The following is an 18,244-nucleotide window of genomic DNA, read 5'->3' as shown; positions in this document are numbered from 1 at the left end:
GCATACGGAGTCAGGGGCGGTCGAGGCGGAGGCGGTCGGCTCGCGGTAGTCCGGCGACCACCAGGTCGTACGAGTCCTCGATGAGCTCCCGGACCAGGCGGTCCGGGAGCTCGCCCTCGACGGTGACGGTGTTCCAGTGGCGCTTGCTCATGTGGTAGCCGGGAGCGATCAGCCCCTCGTGCTCGGCCCGGAGCCGCACCGCGTCCTCGGGGTCGCACTTGAGGTTGACCTTCAGGGGCCGGTCGTCCAGCCGGCTCAGCGCGAACATCTTGCCCAGCACCTTGAAGACCGAGATCTCCAAGTTGAACGGGAAGTCCTCCACCGCCGCGTTGAACGACAGGCAGAACGCGCGCAGCTCCTTGGGCGTCACTCCGGCTTCGTCTCCTCGTCCTCCGGCAGGTCCTCGGGGGCCACCGGCTCCACCAGCACCGTCACGATCTTGTTCCGCCGCCCGGCCGCCGCCTCCGCCGTCAGACGCAGCTTGCGCCCGTCCGGCAGTTCCACCTCGGCGGAGGCCCCGGCGATGGGCACCCGGCCCAGCGCCTTGGCCAGCAGGCCGCCGACGGTCTCCACGTCCTCGTCGTCGTACTCCTCCAGGCCGTACAGCTCGCCGAGGTCGGTGATGTCGAGGCGGGCGGTGACCCGGTGGCGGCCGTCGCCGAGGTCCTCGACGGGCGGGAGTTCACGGTCGTACTCGTCGGTGATCTCGCCGACGATCTCCTCGAGGATGTCCTCGATGGTGACGATGCCCGCCGTGCCGCCGTACTCGTCGATGGCGACGGCGACGTGGTTGCGCTGCTTCTGCATCTCGCGCAGCAGATCGCCGGCGTTCTTGGTGTCGGGTACGAAGAACGCGGGCCGCATCGCCGTGGACACCAGCTCGTTCTCGGCGTCGCGGCTGATGTGCGTCTTGCGGACCAGGTCCTTCAGGTACACGATCCCGACGATGTCGTCCTCGTTCTCGCCGGTGACGGGGATGCGTGAGAAGCCGGACCTGAGGGCCAGGGTGAGGGCCTGGCGGATGGTCTTGTAGCGCTCGATGACGACCAGGTCGGTCCGGGGGACCATGACCTCGCGGACCAGGGTGTCGCCGAGCTCGAAGACGGAGTGCACCATGCGGCGCTCGTCGTCCTCGATCAGGGACTCCTGCTCGGCGAGGTCGACCAGCGCGCGCAGCTCCGCCTCGGAGGCGAAGGGGCCGCGGCGGAAGCCCTTGCCGGGGGTGAGGGCGTTGCCGATGAGGATCAGCAGGTACGGGATCGGGCCCATGATCCGCGCCAGCGGCAGCAGGACGTACGCCGCCGCCGTCGCCGTGTTCAGCGGATGCTGGCGGCCGATGGTGCGCGGGGAGACGCCGACGGCGACGTACGACACCAGCACCATGACGCCGATCGCGACGAGCAGGGCCTGGGCGGTGCCGTGGATCTCCTTCAGGCAGGCGTACGTGACCAGCGCCGCGGCCGCCATCTCGCAGGCGACGCGGACCAGCAGGGCCACGTTGAGGTAGCGGGTGGGGTCGGCGGCGACCTGGGCGAGCTTGGCGCTGCCGCGCCGCCCGGACTTCACCGCCTCCTCCGCCCGGAAGCTGGAGACCCGGGCGAGGCCCGCCTCCGCGCAGGCGGCGAGCCAGGCCACGACGACCAGGGCGATCGCGCCGAGGACGATCTGAGGACTCATGAGCCGCGCTTACGAGACCGTCGGCGCCGGGGACGGCCCGGTCAGGCCCTGCTCGGCCCGCCAGCCGTCCACGATCGCGGCCTGGAGCCCGAACATCTCGGCCTTCTCGTCGGGTTCCTCGTGGTCGTACCCGAGCAGGTGCAGCACGCCGTGGACGGTGAGCAGCTGGAGCTCCTCGTCCATGGAGTGCTGCGTGGGCGCCTCCGCCCCCTGCTTGGCGGCGACCTCCGGGCAGAGCACGATGTCGCCGAGGAGCCCCTGCGGGGGCTCCTCGTCGTCCTTGCCCGGCGGCCGGAGCTCGTCCATCGGGAAGGACATGACATCGGTCGGCCCGGGCAGGTCCATCCACTGGATGTGCAGCTGCTCCATGGCGCCGGCGTCCACGACGATCACCGAGAGCTCGGAGAGGGGGTGGATGCGCATCCGAGCGAGCGCGTAGCGGGCGATGTCGAGGATCGCCTGCTCGTCGACCTCGGTTCCGGACTCGTTGTTGACGTCGATCGACATGGTGCTGTGCTTGTCTACTTCCCCTTGTGCCCGGCCTTGCCCCGGACGCCCTTGTGCGTGCCGTTCTCCGTGCCGTGCTTGGTGTCGTACTGCTCGTACGCGTCGACGATACGGCCGACGAGCTTGTGCCGTACGACATCCTGCGACGACAGCCGGGAGAAGTGGACGTCGTCGAGCCCCTCCAGGATCTCCTGCACCTGCCGCAGACCCGACTTGGTGCCGGTCGGCAGGTCCACCTGCGTCACGTCACCCGTGATGACTATCTTGGAGTCGAAGCCGAGGCGGGTGAGGAACATCTTCATCTGCTCGGGGCTCGTGTTCTGGGCCTCGTCCAGGATGATGAAGGCGTCGTTGAGCGTGCGACCGCGCATATAGGCGAGCGGCGCGACCTCGATGGTCCCGGCGGCCATGAGCCTGGGAATCGAGTCCGGGTCGAGCATGTCGTGCAGCGCGTCGTAGAGCGGGCGCAGGTAGGGGTCGATCTTCTCGTAGAGCGTGCCGGGCAGGAAGCCCAGCCGCTCGCCCGCCTCGACCGCCGGGCGGGTCAGGATGATGCGGTTGACCTGCTTGGACTGAAGGGCCTGCACCGCCTTGGCCATGGCCAGGTAGGTCTTGCCGGTGCCTGCGGGGCCGATACCGAAGACGATGGTGTGCTTGTCGATGGCGTCGACGTACCGCTTCTGGTTCAGCGTCTTGGGGCGGATCGTGCGGCCGCGCGAGGACAGGATGTTCTGCGTCAGTACCTGGGCCGGGGTCTCCTGCCCGTCGCTCGTCCCTGCCTCGCTCGCCTTCAGCATGGCGATCGAGCGTTCCACTGCGTCCTCCGTCATCGGCTGCCCGGTGCGGAGCACCAGCATCATCTCGTCGAACACGCGCTGGATGAGGGCGACTTCCGCCGGGTCGCCGACCGCGCTGATCTCGTTGCCCCGGACGTGGATGTCGGCCGCCGGGAAGGCCTTCTCGATCACGCGCAGAAGGGAGTCGCCGGACCCCAGTACGGTGACCATGGGGTGCTGTGCGGGAACGGTGATCTGTGCTTTCGCCTGCTCCTGCGCGGGGGTGCGAGCTGTGGGTGTCTGAGTCATGGGCCGGCTCTTAAGGCCTGCGGTTCCTCCTCGTCACGGCCGCGTAGCTGAGGGCGGCCTCGCGCTATCAAGAGTACGACGGGGGGCTGACAACGCCGTAGGGCTTTTCGCGAGGGCCCGTGTCCTCACCGCCCCTGGGGGCTGCCCCCAGGCCCCCGCTCAGGCCCTGAACTGGCCTCGTCCTCGAACGCCGGACGGGCTGAGTGGTACTGACCGGTGCCGGAAACCGTCAGGCCGAACGGCCGAACCCGATCGTCGGCACCGCTCTGCGCCGGGGCCACGCCGTGAGCGGCTCCTGGGGGGCCAGGCCGGCCAGGAACGCGTACCGGCGCAGGGCCGCGGGGTCCTGGCCGGCCACCGACTGGACCCGGTGCCACCACGCTCCGATCTCCGCCCACCCGGGGGCCGACAGGGAGCCGCCGAACTCCTGGACCGACAGCGCGGCGGTCAGCCCGGCGAAGGCGAGGCGGTCCGCGAGCGGCCAGCCCGCCAGGGTGCCGGTGACGAAACCGGCGACGAAGACGTCCCCGGCGCCGGTGGGGTCGAGGGCCTCGACGGCGATCGCGGGCACCTCGGCGCTCTCGCCGGTGCGCCGGTCCACCGCGTAGGCGCCCTCCGCGCCGAGGGTGACCACCGCCACCGGTACGTACTCGCAGAGAGCGTGGGCCGCCGCGCGCGGGGAGTCGGCGCCCGTGTAGCGCATGGCTTCCTCGGCGTTCGGCAGGAACGCCTCGCAGTGCTCCAGGTCGGCCAGCCCGGTCAGGTCCCAGGCACCGGTGTCGTCCCAGCCGACGTCGGCGAAGATCCGGGTGCCCTCGCTCGCCGCCTGCGCGATCCAGTGCGCCCGCCGGCCCGGGATCAGTGAGGCGACGGCCGCCCGCGCGCGGGGCGGGCAATCGGGGGCGGGCTCCTCGGGGGGCGGTTCGTGGCCGTGGGAGACCATGGTGCGTTCGCCCTCGTAGGCCATGGAGACGGTCACCGGGGAGTGCCAGCCGGGGACGGTGCGGGAGGCGGAGAGGTCGATGCCCTCGCCCTGTTCGAGCGCGTCCCAGCAGTACTCGCCGTAGTGGTCGTCCCCGAAGGCCGCCGCCAGCGACGTCCGCAGGCCCAGGCGGGCCAGTGCGGTGGCCATGTTGGCGACGCCGCCGGGGCTCGAGCCCATCCCGCGCGCCCAGGACTCGGTTCCGCGCACCGGGGCGGTGTCGAGCCCGGTGAAGATGATGTCCAGGAAGACGGTGCCGGTGAGGTAGACGTCCCAGGGCGGGTCGGCCGACGAGCGCACGGCGGCGAGCGGGTCGACGTGGGCGTGGGCGTGCGGGGCCTCTCCGAGGTGCTCCCGTTCCTCTCCGGCGAATCCGGCAAACGCGTTGGACGCGGTCACGATGGCGCTCCCTGGTGGTGCGGATCTGGCCAGTGTGCACCACTTCGCCCACCCGGCGGGGGCGTGCCGCCGGGTGCGCCGGTGACCTCAGGGGCTTACCAGCGCGGCACGGCCGGCGTGACCCACCGCGGGTCGGCGACGCGCATCGCCGCGGCGTCGTCGCGGTCCCGCAGCGAGCCGTCGTCCTGCGCCCAGCGGCGGTGCAGGAACGCCAGCTTCTCCCGGTCGAGTTCCACGCCGAGCCCGGGGGCGTCCGGCACGGCGACCCGGCCGCCGGTGAAGGTCAGCCGCTCGGTGAGCACGTCCTCCGACTGCCAGGGGTAGTGCGAGTCGCAGGCGTGGTGGAGGCCCGGGACGGTGGACGCCACGTGGGTCATCGCGGCCAGGCTGATCCCCAGGTGGGTGTTGGAGTGCATGGACACCCCGACGCCGAAGGTGCGGCAGATCGCGGCGAGCTGCTGGGTGTTGCGCAGGCCGCCCCAGTAGTGGTGGTCGGACAGGACGACCTGGACGGCGTTCTTCGTGAACGCCTCCCTGATCTCGGCGAAGGTCGTCACGCACATGTTGGTGGCCAGCGGTACGTCGGTCCCGGCGGCCACCTCGGCCATGGCGGGGGTGCCGAGCGCCGGGTCCTCCAGGTACTCGAGGACGTCCCCCAGCTCGTTCGCCACCTTCAGCGAGGTCTCCACGGACCAGGCGCCGTTGGGGTCGAGGCGCAGGGGATGCCCCGGGAACGCCTCGGCCAGTGCCCGTACGGCCGCGATCTCCTCGTCCGGCGGGAAGACGCCGCCCTTGAGCTTGAAGGAGGTGAACCCGTACCGCTCCTTGAACTTCCGGGCCTGTTCGACGACTCCGGCCGGGTCGACGGCGGCACCCCAGTCGTCCTTCTCCGCGGGGATGCCCTCCGGATGAGCGGCCCACTTGTAGAAGAGGTACGCGCTGTACTCGACCTCGTCCCGCAGCTTGCCGCCGAGCAGCGCGTGCACCGGCAGGCCGAGGGCCTTGCCGAGGGCGTCGAGGCAGGCGACCTCGAAGCCGGAGACGACGGACAGCCGCAGCTTGTCGGCGGTCTGCACCCCGCGCAGCCCGCCGACGTCGACCTGGCCGGAGACCCGGGAGGCGTCCACGGACACCTCGTCCGCGAGGGTGAACAGCCCATTGAGATCGCTGACCTGCCGGCCGACCAGCCCGTCGGCGAACGGGCGGGCGAGCTCCAGGTACTTGGTGTCGCCGTACGTCTCGCCGACGCCCGTGATCCCGTCGGCCGTGACGACCTCCACGATGAGCCGGGGCGTGTACGGCTGGTGCACGCCCTGCGTGTTGAGCAGGGGCGGGTCGGCGACCAGGATCGGGGTCAGCCGTACGTCCGTGATGGCGAGGTTCACAGGGTGGCTCCTACGAGGTCGAGTCCGGAGGCGAGCAGGGTCTTCAGGTCGGCCAGGTCGGCGGCCGACGGGTCGGTGAGCGGGGCGCGCACGGGACCCACCGGTCGGCCGCGCAGCCGGGCCGCCGCCTTCACCAGCGACACGGCGTAGCCGGGGACCCGGTCGCGGAGTTCGACGAACGGGACGTAGAAGTCGCGCAGCAGCTTGTCCGCCGTGCCGTCGTCGCCGCCCCGCAGCGCGGCGAAGAAGGCGTTCGCGATCTCGGGGGCGAAGGCGTGCACGGCGGAGGAGTAGGCGGGGACGCCGACGGTGGCGTAGGCCCGGGCCTGGATCTCGGCGGTGGCGGCCCCGTTGAAGAACAGGAAGCCCTCGGGGGCGGCCAGGGTGAGGCGCTGGAGGCGGTCGAGGTCGCTGTGGCCGTCCTTGAGGCCGATGACGCCGGGGATCGCCGTGATCCGCCGGAAGGCGTCCGTGCCGAGGGCGACCTGGCCGCGCTGGTAGGCGATGAGCGGCAGCCGGGTGCGGGCCGCGATGTGTTCCAGCTGGGCGACCAGTCCGTCCTGCGGGGCGGCGACGAGGTAGTGCGGCAGGACGAGGAGCGCGTCGGCGCCGGCCTCCTCGGCGATGCGCGCGAACCGTACGGCCTGCGCCCAGCCGTATCCGACGCCCGCCACGACGGGTACACGGCCCGCCGCCTCCTGGACCGCGATGGAGACGACCTGGCGGTACTCGTCCTCGTCCAGCGAGAAGAACTCGCCCGTGCCGCAGGCGGGGAAGACGGCCCCGGGGGCGGTGGCGATCTGCGCCGCGACATGGGCGCGGAAGCCGTCGGGGTCGAGGGAGCCGTCCGCGTGGAAGCTCGTCAGCGGGAACGACAGCACACCGTTCGCCATCCCGGTCCGCAGCCGGTCCGTAACGCCGTTCACCCTGAGCATCTCCCCATGTAGACGTCATCCACGTACGTAGATGGAGATTAGATACGCGAACGACGGCCGTCAATGGCCCGGCAGGCCCCGACTACGATCGCTCCATGGAGACAGGGGGCGTCCGCGAGGTGAAGTCCGCGGCGCGGACGGTCGAGCTGCTGGAAGTGCTCGCCGCGCGCGGCGACCGTCCGGCGCGGCTCCAGGAGCTGGCGGACGAGCTCGGCGTGCCGCGCAGTTCGATGTACGCGCTGCTTCAGACCCTCATCGGCAGGGGCTGGGTGCGCACGGACGTCACCGGGTCCCTGTACGGCATCGGCATCCACGCGCTGCTCACCGGCACCGGCTACCTGGACTCCGACCCGCGGGTGCGCGCCGTACGCCCCTGTCTCGACGAGGCCTCCGAGGCGCTGGGCGAGACCATCCATCTGGGGCGGCTGGACGGCCGGGACGTGGCGTACCTGGCGACGCGGGAGTCGCACGAATACCTGCGGACCATCAGCCGGGTGGGGCGGCGGCTGCCCGCGCACGCCGGCGCGCTCGGCAAGGCGCTGCTCGCGGAGCGCCCGGACGCCGAGCTGCCCGAGGGGCCGTACGCGGCGCTGACGCCCAACTCCCGCACCACCCGCGAGTCCTTGGCGGCCGACCTCGCCGAGACCCGGGCCCGCGGCTACTCGGTCGACCGCGAGGAGGGCGTCCTCGGCATCGTCGGTTTCGGTTTCGCCCTGCGCTACGACTCCCCCGCCCAGGACGCGATCAGCTGCTCGGTGCCGGTCGCCCGGCTGACACCGGGCCACGAGGAGCGGATCGTGGCGGTGATGCGGGAGATCAGGGCGAAGATCGAGGAGACGGCGCCCGGGGCGGGTGGAGCGGTGAACTGGCGGTAGCCCACCAGTGAAGGGGCGCCCGTTTACCCGACTCCTCCAACCCCAAACGCAATGTGACCTAGATCACGTCTTTCACGTACTCTTCGCGCTTCTTCCGCAACCGCGTGCTTGATACAACTAGCTCGCGCGTTCCCGTCCGTCGACGGCCTGCGCCCAACCCCCCTTCTTGAGCCGCTCCTTTCGCATGCCCTGGGAACGCCCGTGTCCTCCCCCCGCACCACGCCCTGGCCCCTCGTCGCCCTTTTCACGGCCGGGTACCTCGCCCCGTACCTCCTGCCCACCACCGTGGGCAGACTCGACGCGGGGCTTCCCCTCTCCGCCACCCAGGCCGGGGCCATCGGCAGTGCGCTGCTGCTGAGTTCGGCCACGGCGGGGTTCCTGCTGGCCTCCAGGGTGGAGCGGCTCGGGGCCCGCGCGCTCGCCCGGACCGGGCTCGCGCTGGCCGTCCTCGGCTACGGCGGGGCCGCGCTCACCGGTGCGGTACCGGCCGTCGTCGCGGGCGCGGTCCTCGGCGGGTTCGGCTCGGGCACGGTCACCGCGGTCGCGGCCACCGGCATCGCCGCCCTGGGGGCGCCCCCTGCTCGAGCGGAGTCGAGAGCTTGGGGGAGCGATCCGCACCGGGTCACCACGCTCGGCCTGCTCAGCGTCTCCGCCCTCGCGGGCGTCGTGTATCTGACGGTCCCGCACCTCGGCCCGGGCCACGGGCAGCCGCTGGCCGCGATCGCGCTCGCCGCGATCGCGGTGTGGCCGCTCACCGGCCGCCTGTCCGCCCCTGCCACCGCCGCCCGCGGCCACGTCGCACGGAGCCCCCTCCCCCACCCGCGCTCCGGCCTGCTCCTCGCCGCCGCGATGCCCTGCTGGTCCCTGGCCCAGAACGCCCTGTGGGGCGTCAGCGGCCGGATCGGCCTGGCCCAGGCGCACCTCACCGAGGTGACCGTCGGCGCGGTGTTCGCGATCGCACTCGGCGCCGGGCTGCTCGGGGTCGTCGGGTCGGGCGCGCTCGGGCCGCGGCTCGGCCGGGCGGTGCCGATCGGGGCGGGTACGGCACTCATCGCGGCCTGCATCGCGCTCAGCGCCTCGGCGAGGGACCTGCCGACCTTCGCGGCGGGCGAGATCGCCTGGAACGCGCTCTACCCGATCGTGCTGTCGTACCTGATCGGCCTCGCCGTCTCCCTCGACCCGCGCGGCCGCTGGGCGGTCCTGGTCGGCTCCGCCGGCTCACTGGGCACGGCGGCGGGTCCGCTGGCCGGCAGCCTGTTGTCCGCGCGGGCGGGCTTCCCCGTCATGGGCGAGGTCCTGGCCGTCGGGCTGCTGCTGATCGCGGCGCCGATGACGGCGGTGGCGCTGCGCGCGACCCGGCGCCCGCTGCCGGTCGCCGCGACGGTGGAGGTCGTGGAGGTCCCGGTGGACACCACGGCCGCCCCCGCCCGCCAGGCCTACGACACGGCGTCCCCGAACTCGTACGCCGCCACTTCCGCGAACTAGCCGACACGCGACAGGCTCCCGAGGGCGGCGGAAGACGGCCGCCCCCGGCCCTCCCGACCGGCAGGTCCGGACACGGTTTCCCGGCCGTTCGCCCCGTCTCGACGCCCCGTCCCAGCGGACGCCCGCCGCGGTCCGACAACGCGGCGGGCCGTCCTCGGCGGGCGGCAGCCACACGGGGACCCGTGCTCCGCTCGAATCGGCGGCTAGCCGAACTCGTACGCCTCGACCTCCGCGAGGTAACGGGCCCGGAGCTCCTCGTCGTCCTCCAGGAAGGACGCCAGGAAGGAGTTCCGGGCCAGTTCGCGCAGGCGGTCGTCGGTCAGGCCCAGCGTCTCCCGGACGGCTCGGAAGTTGTCGCCGGCGTAGCCGCCGAAGTAGGCGGGGTCGTCGGAGTTGACCGTGCAGAGCAGGCCCGCGTCGAGCATGGCGGGCAGCGGGTGCTCGGCGAGGACGTCGACGGCGCGGAGCCGGACGTTGGACAGGGGGCACAGGGTCAGCGGGATCCGGTCGCGGACCAGCCGGGCGACCAGCGCCGGGTCCTCCACGCAGCGCAGGCCGTGGTCGACGCGCTCCACGCCGAGCACGTCCAGCGCCTCGGTGATGTACTCCGGCGGGCCCTCCTCACCGGCGTGCGCCACCCGGCGCAGTCCGAGCGCGGCGGCGGCCCGGTACACCTCGCGGAACTTCACCGGCGGGTGGCCGACCTCGGCCGAGTCCAGGCCGACGCCGGTGATCCGGTCGAGGAAGGGCCTGGCCGCTTCCAGGGTCTCCATGGCCGACTCGGCGGACTCGTCCCGCAGGAAGCACATGATCAGCTTGGTGGAGACGCCGTGGTTCTCCGCACTGCGGCCGAGCGCCCGCCAGAGCCCCTCCACGACCGTGCCCATGCCGACGCCCCGGGAGATGTGCGCCTGCGGGTCGAAGAAGATCTCCGCGTGCCGCACGCCCTGGGCGGCGGCGCGGGCGAGGTAGGCGTCGGCCAGGTCCGCGAAGTCCTGCTCGGTGCGCAGGACTGCCATCAGCTCGTAGTACAGGTTCAGGAAGGACTGGAGGTCCTCGAACTGGTACGCCTTGCGCAGCTCGTCGGTGTCCGCGTACGGCAGGGTGACGTCATTGCGCTCGGCGAGCCGAAACGCCAGCTCGGGCTCCAGGGTGCCTTCGATGTGGAGGTGCAGTTCTGCTTTGGGGAGGGACATCAAAGCATCGTACGGCCGTTTTATCGCCGTTTCGGAACCGGCACCCTCTGAAGGTCGTGCGCCACCGTCAGCTCTCCATCGAACCCGACCGCCCGCGCCTGCCGTTCGAATTCGTCCGGGTCGGAGTAGCGCTGACTGAAGTGGGTGAGGACGAGGTGGCGTACACCGCCGTCCCGGGCCACCCGCGCCGCCTGACCGGCTGTCAGATGACCGTGCTCGTCGGCGAGCTCCTCGTCCTCGTCGAGGAAGGTGGACTCGATGACCAGCATGTCGCAGCCCTCGGCGAGCGCGTGCACCCCGTCGCACAGCCGGGTGTCCATGACGAACGCGAACCGCTGCCCGCGCCGCACCTCGCTGACCTGCTCCAGCGTCACCTCTCCGAGGACGCCCTCGCGCTGGATCCGCCCGACGTCCGGCCCCTTGATGCCGTGCGCGGCGAGCCGCTCGGGCAGCATGCGGCGCCCGTCGGGCTCGGTCAGCCGGTAGCCGTAGGACTCCACGGGGTGGGAGAGCTTGCGCGCCTGGAGGGTGTACGAGGCGGTCACCGCGAGGTCGCCGTCGGCGTCGACCGGTGCCTCGGTGAGGTCGACCGTCTCCCGGTAGGCCGTCGCGTGGCGCAGCCGGTCGAAGAAGCGCTGACCGGAGCGCGGGAAGTGGGCGGTGACCGGGTGCGGGACCTTGTCCAGGTTGATGCGCTGGATGACCCCGGCGAGCCCGAGGGAGTGGTCGCCGTGGAAGTGGGTGACGCAGATCCGGTTCAGGTCGTGCGCGGCGACCCCGGCGCGCAGCATCTGGCGCTGCGTGCCCTCGCCGGGGTCGAACAGGATGCCCTCGCCGTCCCAGCGCAGCAGATAGCCGTTGTGGTTGCGGTGCCGGGTCGGGACCTGACTGGCGGTGCCGAGGACGACCAACTCGCGTACGGACATGGCTGCTTATCCGGGAGGCCACTGGAGGCCGCGGCCGCCGAGCACGTGGGCGTGCGCGTGCCACACCGTCTGGCCGGCGCCGCTGCCGGTGTTGAAGACGATGCGGTAGCTCTCCAGCTTCTCGTCGTCGGCGACCGCCTGGGTCTCGGCCAGGACGTCAGCCGCGAGCTGCGGTGCGCCGGCGGCGAGCGCGCCGGCGTCCCGGTAGTGCGCCTTGGGGATCACCAGGACGTGGGTGGGCGCCTGGGGGTTTATGTCGCGGAAGGCGACGGTCGTCTCGGTCTCACGGACGATCGTCGCCGGGACGTGTCCCGCGACGATCTTGCAGAACAGGCAGTCGTCCTGCGGCGCGCCGCCTTCTTGCCCTGCCATGCGTGTGCCTCCTCACGCCGGTGATCCAGTACGGGGGCATCGTATCGACCCGGGGTGTCAGTCCAGGCCCGGCAATGACGGCGGGGTCTTCGCCGGGTCGTCCTCCAGCGCGGCCAGCGCCATCCGTACCGCCTCGTCCAGCTGGACGTCCCGGCCGGCGGCCCAGTCCTGCGGGCGCTGGACCACCTCCACGTCCGGGTCCACGCCGTGGTTCTCCACGCTCCAGCCGTAACCCTCCAGCCACATCGCGTACTTGGGCTGGGTGATCAGCGTGCCGTCGACCAGGTGGTAGCGGCTGTCGATGCCGATGACACCGCCCCAGGTACGGGTGCCGACGACCGGACCGATGCCGAGCGCCTTGATCGCCGCGTTGACGATGTCGCCGTCGGAGCCGGAGAACTCGTTGGCGACCACGACGACCGGACCCCGGGGCGCGTCCTGCGGGTAGCTGTAGGGCCGCTGGCCGCGTGGCCGGGCCCAGCCGACGATCCGCCGGGCCAGCTTCTCGACGACCAGCTGGGAGGTGTGGCCGCCGCGGTTCTCCCGGACGTCGACGACGAGCCCCTCGCGGGCCACCTCCACCCGCAGGTCCCGGTGGATCTGGGCCCAGCCGGGGGCCTGCATGTCGGGCACGTGGAGGTAGCCGAGCCGGCCGCCGGAGAGCTCGTGGACGTGGGCGCGCCGGTCGGTGACCCAGGCGTGGTAGCGCAGCGGCTCCTCGTCGGCGACCGGGACCACCACCGCGTGCCGCGGCTCGCCGCCGCCGGCCGGTGAGACGGTCAGCTCGGTCGCCTGGCCGGCCGTGCCGACGAGCAGCGGGCCCGGACCGGTCACCGGGTCGACGGGGTGCCCGGCGACGGCGACGATCGCGTCCCCGGCGCGCACCGCGACGCCTGGCGCGGCGAGCGGGGCGCGGGCGTCGGGGTCGGAGGTCTCCGCGGGCAGGATGCGGTCGATGCGCCAGCTGCCGTCCTCGTGGCGGGAGATGTCGGCGCCGAGCAGGCCCTGGCGGGGACCGCCGCCGTGTGCGCCGTACTGCGTGACGTACGCGTGCGAGGTGCCGAGTTCGCCGTGCACCTCCCACAGCAGGTCGACGAGGTCGTCTCGGGTGGCGATGCGGTCCAGCACCGGGCGGTAGCGGTCGAGGACGCCGTCCCAGTCGACGCCGCCCAGGTCCGCCCGCCAGAAGTGGTCACGCATGATGCGGCCGGTCTCGTCGTACATCTGGCGCCACTCGGCGGCCGGGTCGACGGTCTGCCTCACCCGCGCGAGGTCGACGGTGACGGAGGTGTCGTCGTCGTCGGTGGAGGCGCGCCGGTCACTGGGGACGACCCTAAGCCGGCCGTCGGTCCACAGCAGGACGCGTCTGCCGTCGCCGCTGACCTCGAAGTGGTCGGCGTCGGCGGCGAGGTGCTCGATGCGCTGCTGGGCGAGGTCGTAGCGCTCCAGTTCGGTCTTGGGGTCGGGGTCGTCGGGGGTGGCCCGGGAGGCGCCGAGGACGCCGCGCACCGGGTGGCGCAGCCACAGCACCCCGTCCTTGGCGGCGCGCAGGTTGGAGTAGCGGGCGGCCTCGACCGGGAAGGGCACGATCCGGTCGGCGAGCCCCTCCAGGTCTATCCGGGTGGTCGGGGTGCCCTCGCTGTCGGGGGTCTCGTCCTTGTCGGGCGCGTCGAAGGGCCGGCCGTGCCGCTGCGGGCCGAACGGCGAGGGGGTGGTGGCGGCGAGGGTGATCAGGTAGGGGCGGGAGCCGACCACGAAGGCCAGGTCGAAGACGTGCTCGTCGTAGACCGGGTCGAAGGCGCGGGTGGAGAGGAAGGCGAGGTGCTTTCCGTCGAGGGTGAAGGCGGGCGCGTAGTCCTGGAAGCGCAGCGGGGTCGCGTCGGTGACCGACAGGTCGGTGGTGTGGGCGAGCCGCAGCTGGGACAGGGGGCGGGGACCGGGGTGGGACCAGGCGAGCCAGGCCGAGTCGGGCGAGAAGACCAGCCCGGAGGCCTCGCCGTCCTCGCTGCGGTCGACCTCGCGCACCTCGCCGGTCTCCCGCTCGACGAGCAGCAGCCGCCCGTCGTGCGCGGCGACGGCGGCCCGGCTGCCGTCGGGGGCCATGGCCAGCTCCAGGACCCGGCCGAGCTGTCCGGCGGCGAGCCGCCGGGGGGTGGCGCCGGGCGCGAGTCCGGTGGCGGGGGCGAACTCCAGGGCGTCGTCGCCCTCGGCGTCGGTCACCCACACCACCCACTCCTCACCGTCGGCGCGGAAGGCCCGCGGCAGCCGGGCCCGGACGCCGGGCCGCGCGGCGAGCGCGCGGGCGGGCCCGGAGCGGTGGGTGACCCAGTGGACGGCGCCGCGCACCTCGACGGCGCTGCCGCGCGCGGTGTGGTCGGGGGCGGCGGAGTCGAACCAGCGGCCGGCGTTCACCGGGTGCGGCTGGAGGTCCGTGCGCGGCCCGCCGAGCCGGATGTCGAGCCGCCGCGGCTCGGCGCCGTCCAGGTCGTCCAGGAGCCACAGCTCACCGGCGGCGGTGTAGACGACGCGGGTGCCGTCGCCTGCGGCGTGCCGGGCGTAGAAGCCGTCGACAGGGGTGTGCCGGCGCAGGTCGGAGCCGTCGGCGAGGGAGGAGTACAGCGCTCCGGTGCCCTCGTGGTCGGACAGGAAGGCTATGCGCTCCCCCACCCACACCGGGTACTCGATGTTCCCGTCGAGTTCCTCGTGCAGCCGTACGAACTCCCCGGCCCCTTCTTCACCTTCGGCCGCACGGTCGATCCACAACTTGCCCGCCGTACCGCCCCGGTAGCGCTTCCACCAGGCGGCCTCGCGGCCCATCGGCGCGGACAGCAGCACGGTGGCCGGGCCGTACGCCACGTCCCCGACGGGTCCGTGCGGCAGGATGCCGGCGGGCCCGCCGTCCAGCGGGATCGCGTGGGCCCAGCTGCGGCGCAGGCTGGCCTGGCCCTGGGTGCTGAGCGCCAGGACCCGCCCATCGGGGGTCCAGCCGCGCACCTGGGTGCGCCAACTCCCCCAGTGCGTCAGCCGCTTCGCCGGGCCGCCGGTGACGGGGGCGATGTGCACCTCGGGGGCGCCGTCGCGGGTGGAGGTCCAGGCGACCGTCGTGCCGTCGGGCGAGATGCGCGGATGGGTCACCGGGACGTTGTCTGCGCTGACCCGCCAGGCCCGGCCGCCGTCGAGCGGGGCGAGCCACACGTCGTCCTCGGCGGTGAAGGCGACCAACTCGCCTTGCACATGCGGGAATCGGAGGTATGCCGGGGTTGCCGCTGTCGTGGTGGATGCGCCCTGGGTCACCCGATCACCCTACGCAGCGGACGGCGCCCGCGGGTCCGGTTTCCGATCACTTGCCCTCGACGGGCCAGCAGGTCGGATCGCCCTTGCACCAGATGGTCTTGGTGACCGTGACGGTGACGGTGGGGCGGGGCTGCCCGTTCGAAGGCCGGTAGGTGACAGGCGGGGTGTACGTGGGTCCGGGCTTGGCGTCGCAGTTGCCCAGCCCGTCCACGTGGAACCACTCCTTGCCGCCGACCTTCGCGGTGAGGTCGCCGCGTACGCACGCGCCGTCTACGGCCTTGGTGACCTTGCCGGTGACGGTGATCTTCCGTCCGTCGTCCGTCTGTCCCTGGCAGTCGACGGTGACGACGGTGCTCTCGCTCGGCGACGGCGTCTTCCCCGGGGTGTAGCCCTTGCCTCCGTAGCTGCCCGTGCAGGTGAGCCACTGCACCTTCACGTGCTGCCGCTCCAGCTCCGCGGTCGCGGTCCTGTCCGTCGTGTATGCCACCGACGCCGAACTCAGATCGGTCGGCTCGCACGCCGCGACGCCGCCGACGGCCACCACCGCGAGCCCCGCCACGGCCGCCGCCCGCGTCACCCGCGTCCGGCGGGACCTTTGCCGAATATGCCTGAAAGCCCCCATGCAGGGCAGCGTGCCACCGACGGGGACGGGGCGGTAGGGCGCATATGGCCACTCGAGTGTTCGGGCGCCTCACCTTCGGGTGTCTCTCCGGTCCCCCGCCGTCCCCGGTGCGCGTGGGCTCGTCAGGTGCGCAGCAGCAGCCACTCCTGGAGTTCGACCAGGTTGCCCTCCGGGTCCTTGAGGTGGGCGACTCGCATGCGTTCGGTCATGGGGGCCGGGCCGTGCAGGAGGGTGGCGCCGCGGCCGGCGATCTCCGTGCAGTAGGCGTCGAGGTCGTCGACGCGCAGGACCACCAGGGAGCGGTGGCCGGTCGCGGTGTCGCCCAGCTCGTCCAGCACTTCGGCCATCATCGAGCGGTCCTGTAGCGCGATCCCGGCGGAGCCGGTGGCCGGGCTGAACTTCTCGTACGGTCCCCCGGTCGCGCCGGACTGCGGCTTCAGGCCGAGCACGTCGGCGTAGAACCGGTAGCAGGCGCTGAAGTCGCTGACCAGCAGCCGTACTTGGGCGAGTTCCACGGTCTTCCCCCAGCGGTCAGGACCAGCGGCCGGTACGGCCCAGGAGCAGGGCCGCCGCAGCGGTCCCGGCGGTCGATGTACGCAGTACGGTACGCCCGAGCCGGTACGCCTTCGCGCCCGCCTCCTCGAAGAGCGCCAACTCCTGTGCGGCGACGCCTCCTTCGGGGCCGACCACCAGCACGATCTCGCCCTCGGCGGGGAGTTCGGCGGTGGCCAGCGGCTCGCTCGGGTAGTCCCGGTCCTCGTGCAGGACGGCGGCGAAGTCGGCTTTGGCGAGAAGCTGTGCAACCTGCTTGGTCGTCGCCGCGTCCGCGACGTCCGGGAAGCGCAGCCGCCGGGACTGCTTGCCGGCCTCGCGGGCGGTGGCGCGCCACTTGCCGAGCGCCTTCAGGCCGCGCTCGCCCTTCCACTGGGTGATACAGCGGGACGCCGCCCAGGGCACGATCGCGTCGACGCCGGTCTCGGTCATCGTCTCCACGGCGAGCTCACCTCGGTCGCCCTTGGGCAGGGCCTGGACGACGGTGATACGGGGGCTGGGCTCCGGTTCCACCGGGAACTCGAAGGGCTCGACGACCAGATGGTCCTTGCCCTGCGCGCTGAGGACGACCCCGGCCGCCCCCCGGCCCTGCCCGTCGGTGACCACCACGTCCTCGCCGGGCTGAAGCCGCCGTACGGAGACCGCGTGCCGCCCTTCCGGGCCTGTCACGTCGATGGTCGAGCCGGGGCCCACGCCCTCCAGGGAGTCGACCACGAAGACCGGCGCGGTCACCGGGCACCGCCCTGGGACAACGCTGTCGTCGCCGCCTCGGCCTCGGCGGCCAGCACCTCGACCAGCTGCCCGGCCGGCAGGTCGCGCGCCATCCGGTGCCCCTGGCCCGCCCACAGCGCCATGCCCTGCGCGTCACCGGCCTTGGCGGCGGCCTTGCGCAGTGGCGAGGTCAGGTGGTGGACCTCCGGGTAGGCGGCGGGGGCGTACGGGCCGTGCTCGCGCAGGAACCGGTTGACCAGGCCGCGGGCCGGGCGGCCGGAGAACGCGCGGGTCAGCTCGGTGCGGGCGAACAGCGGGTTGGTCAGCGCCTGCTTGTGCAGGGCGTTCGCGCCGGACTCGGGGGTGGCGAGGAACGCGGTGCCCAGCTGGGCCGCGCTCGCGCCGGCCGCCCTGGCCGCGGCGATCTGGCTGCCGCGCATGATGCCGCCGGCGGCGACGATCGGGATGCTCACGGTCTCGCGGACCTGGGCGATCAGCGAGAGGAGGCCTATGCCGGAGCCGTCGTTCTCCTGGATGTCCCGGTGGGCGCCGTGGTGGCCGCCGGCCTCCACGCCCTGCGCGATGACCACGTCGGCCCCGGCCCGCTCCACGGCGAGGGCCTCCTCGGCGGTGGTCGCGGTGACCAGGGTGAGGGTGCCGGCACGGCGCAGCGAGTCGAGCACGTCCCGGCTCGGCACGCCGAAGTGGAACGAGACCAGCGGCACCGGGTTGTCCAGCAGCACGGCGAGCTTGGCGTCGTAGCCGTCGTCCCGGCCGCTGTCCGGGTCCCCGAGCCCGGTCTCGTACCAGGCGGCCTCGCCGGCCAGCTGGTGGGCGTAGACCTCGATCGCACCGGACTCGGCATATTCCGGCTGCGGCATGAAGAGGTTCACGCCGAAGGGGCGGCCGGTCAGGCTCCGCAGCTGCTTGATCTCCTGGTACATGCCGTCGGCGGTCTTGTACCCGGCGGCCAGGAACCCGAGACCGCCCGCCTCGGAGACGGCGGCGGCGAGCCGCGGCACGGAGACACCGCCCGCCATGGGGGCCTGCACGATCGGATAAGCGAAGAGATCGGTCAGCGCGGAGGACATGACGGCATGTTGTCACGTCCTCCGAACAAGTCCGAATCCGGGCTTCCACTGACATGTGCCAGCGGCATTATCGGCGGTCAGAGCCCGTAAAACGGCTCCTCAGCGCCCGTTGAACGCATCCTTCAACCGCGAGAACAACCCCTGCTGCCC

The 18,244-nt window shown here is 72.6% G+C and carries 17 protein-coding genes; 2 read left to right on the top strand and 15 right to left on the bottom strand.

Annotated features, from left to right (window positions below):
• Positions 1–10: 10 nt before the first annotated feature.
• From ACWGJM_RS19225 to ACWGJM_RS19195, 7 genes are all read right to left on the bottom strand, one after another.
• Positions 11–370 (bottom strand): MmcQ/YjbR family DNA-binding protein, encoded by a 360-nt coding sequence (locus tag ACWGJM_RS19225; RefSeq protein WP_453412862.1) that lies wholly within the window; start codon positions 368–370, stop codon positions 11–13.
• On the bottom strand, positions 367–1,677 hold the full coding sequence (locus tag ACWGJM_RS19220; protein WP_453412861.1) for a hemolysin family protein: 1,311 nt from the start codon (positions 1,675–1,677) through the stop codon (positions 367–369). The genes ACWGJM_RS19225 and ACWGJM_RS19220 overlap by 4 nt, the downstream gene beginning before the upstream one ends.
• A gap of 9 nt (positions 1,678–1,686) precedes the next feature.
• Positions 1,687–2,184, bottom strand: a complete 498-nt coding sequence (gene ybeY, locus ACWGJM_RS19215) for an rRNA maturation RNase YbeY (protein ID WP_355931716.1) — start codon at positions 2,182–2,184, stop codon at positions 1,687–1,689.
• A 14-nt stretch (positions 2,185–2,198) separates the two neighbouring features.
• Positions 2,199–3,269 (bottom strand): PhoH family protein, encoded by a 1,071-nt coding sequence (locus ACWGJM_RS19210; RefSeq protein WP_453412860.1) that lies wholly within the window; start codon positions 3,267–3,269, stop codon positions 2,199–2,201.
• Between the two features lie 229 nt (positions 3,270–3,498).
• Positions 3,499–4,650 carry a carbohydrate kinase family protein gene (locus ACWGJM_RS19205; protein ID WP_453412859.1) on the bottom strand — a complete coding sequence of 384 codons (1,152 nt, stop codon included), beginning with the start codon at positions 4,648–4,650 and terminating at the stop codon, positions 3,499–3,501.
• Between the two features lie 95 nt (positions 4,651–4,745).
• Positions 4,746–6,035, bottom strand: a complete 1,290-nt coding sequence (locus ACWGJM_RS19200) for a glucarate dehydratase family protein (RefSeq protein ID WP_453412858.1) — start codon at positions 6,033–6,035, stop codon at positions 4,746–4,748.
• Entirely contained in the window at positions 6,032–6,970 is a 939-nt protein-coding gene (locus ACWGJM_RS19195; protein WP_453412857.1) for a 5-dehydro-4-deoxyglucarate dehydratase, read from the bottom strand. The genes ACWGJM_RS19200 and ACWGJM_RS19195 overlap by 4 nt, the downstream gene beginning before the upstream one ends.
• Before the next feature lie 95 nt (positions 6,971–7,065).
• Here ACWGJM_RS19195 and ACWGJM_RS19190 point away from each other — a divergent pair, with 95 nt between their 5' ends.
• Positions 7,066–7,845 carry an IclR family transcriptional regulator gene (locus tag ACWGJM_RS19190; protein WP_453412856.1) on the top strand — a complete coding sequence of 260 codons (780 nt, stop codon included), beginning with the start codon at positions 7,066–7,068 and terminating at the stop codon, positions 7,843–7,845.
• Between the two features lie 201 nt (positions 7,846–8,046).
• Positions 8,047–9,330: an MFS transporter gene (locus tag ACWGJM_RS19185; protein WP_453412855.1), complete on the top strand. Its 1,284-nt coding sequence runs from the start codon at positions 8,047–8,049 to the stop codon at positions 9,328–9,330.
• A gap of 203 nt (positions 9,331–9,533) precedes the next feature.
• Here the strand turns inward: ACWGJM_RS19185 and ACWGJM_RS19180 are convergent, their stop codons facing one another.
• The 8 genes from ACWGJM_RS19180 to ACWGJM_RS19145 form a co-directional block, all read right to left on the bottom strand.
• Positions 9,534–10,526: an adenosine deaminase gene (locus ACWGJM_RS19180; protein ID WP_453412854.1), complete on the bottom strand. Its 993-nt coding sequence runs from the start codon at positions 10,524–10,526 to the stop codon at positions 9,534–9,536.
• A 20-nt stretch (positions 10,527–10,546) separates the two neighbouring features.
• On the bottom strand, positions 10,547–11,452 hold the full coding sequence (locus tag ACWGJM_RS19175; protein WP_453412853.1) for a ribonuclease Z: 906 nt from the start codon (positions 11,450–11,452) through the stop codon (positions 10,547–10,549).
• A gap of 6 nt (positions 11,453–11,458) precedes the next feature.
• The gene (locus tag ACWGJM_RS19170) at positions 11,459–11,824 is read right to left on the bottom strand and encodes a histidine triad nucleotide-binding protein (protein WP_453412852.1); all 366 of its coding nucleotides are present in this window, start codon (positions 11,822–11,824) and stop codon (positions 11,459–11,461) included.
• 57 nt (positions 11,825–11,881) lie between these two features.
• Entirely contained in the window at positions 11,882–15,118 is a 3,237-nt protein-coding gene (locus ACWGJM_RS19165; RefSeq protein WP_453412851.1) for a S41 family peptidase, read from the bottom strand.
• A 46-nt stretch (positions 15,119–15,164) separates the two neighbouring features.
• Entirely contained in the window at positions 15,165–15,740 is a 576-nt protein-coding gene (locus ACWGJM_RS19160) for a hypothetical protein (protein ID WP_453412850.1), read from the bottom strand.
• A 122-nt stretch (positions 15,741–15,862) separates the two neighbouring features.
• The gene (locus ACWGJM_RS19155) at positions 15,863–16,255 is read right to left on the bottom strand and encodes a VOC family protein (protein WP_453412849.1); all 393 of its coding nucleotides are present in this window, start codon (positions 16,253–16,255) and stop codon (positions 15,863–15,865) included.
• A 16-nt stretch (positions 16,256–16,271) separates the two neighbouring features.
• Positions 16,272–17,024, bottom strand: a complete 753-nt coding sequence (locus ACWGJM_RS19150; protein WP_453412848.1) for a 16S rRNA (uracil(1498)-N(3))-methyltransferase — start codon at positions 17,022–17,024, stop codon at positions 16,272–16,274.
• On the bottom strand, positions 17,021–18,094 hold the full coding sequence (locus tag ACWGJM_RS19145) for a nitronate monooxygenase (protein ID WP_453412847.1): 1,074 nt from the start codon (positions 18,092–18,094) through the stop codon (positions 17,021–17,023). Before ACWGJM_RS19145 ends, ACWGJM_RS19150 begins: the two co-directional genes overlap by 4 nt.
• Between the last annotated feature and the right edge of the window lie 150 nt (positions 18,095–18,244).

It is taken from the genome of Streptomyces sp. NPDC054834, assembly GCF_053611185.1.
The sequence above is the reverse complement of the archived record's forward strand: the minus strand, read 5'-3'. Positions and strand labels throughout refer to the sequence as shown.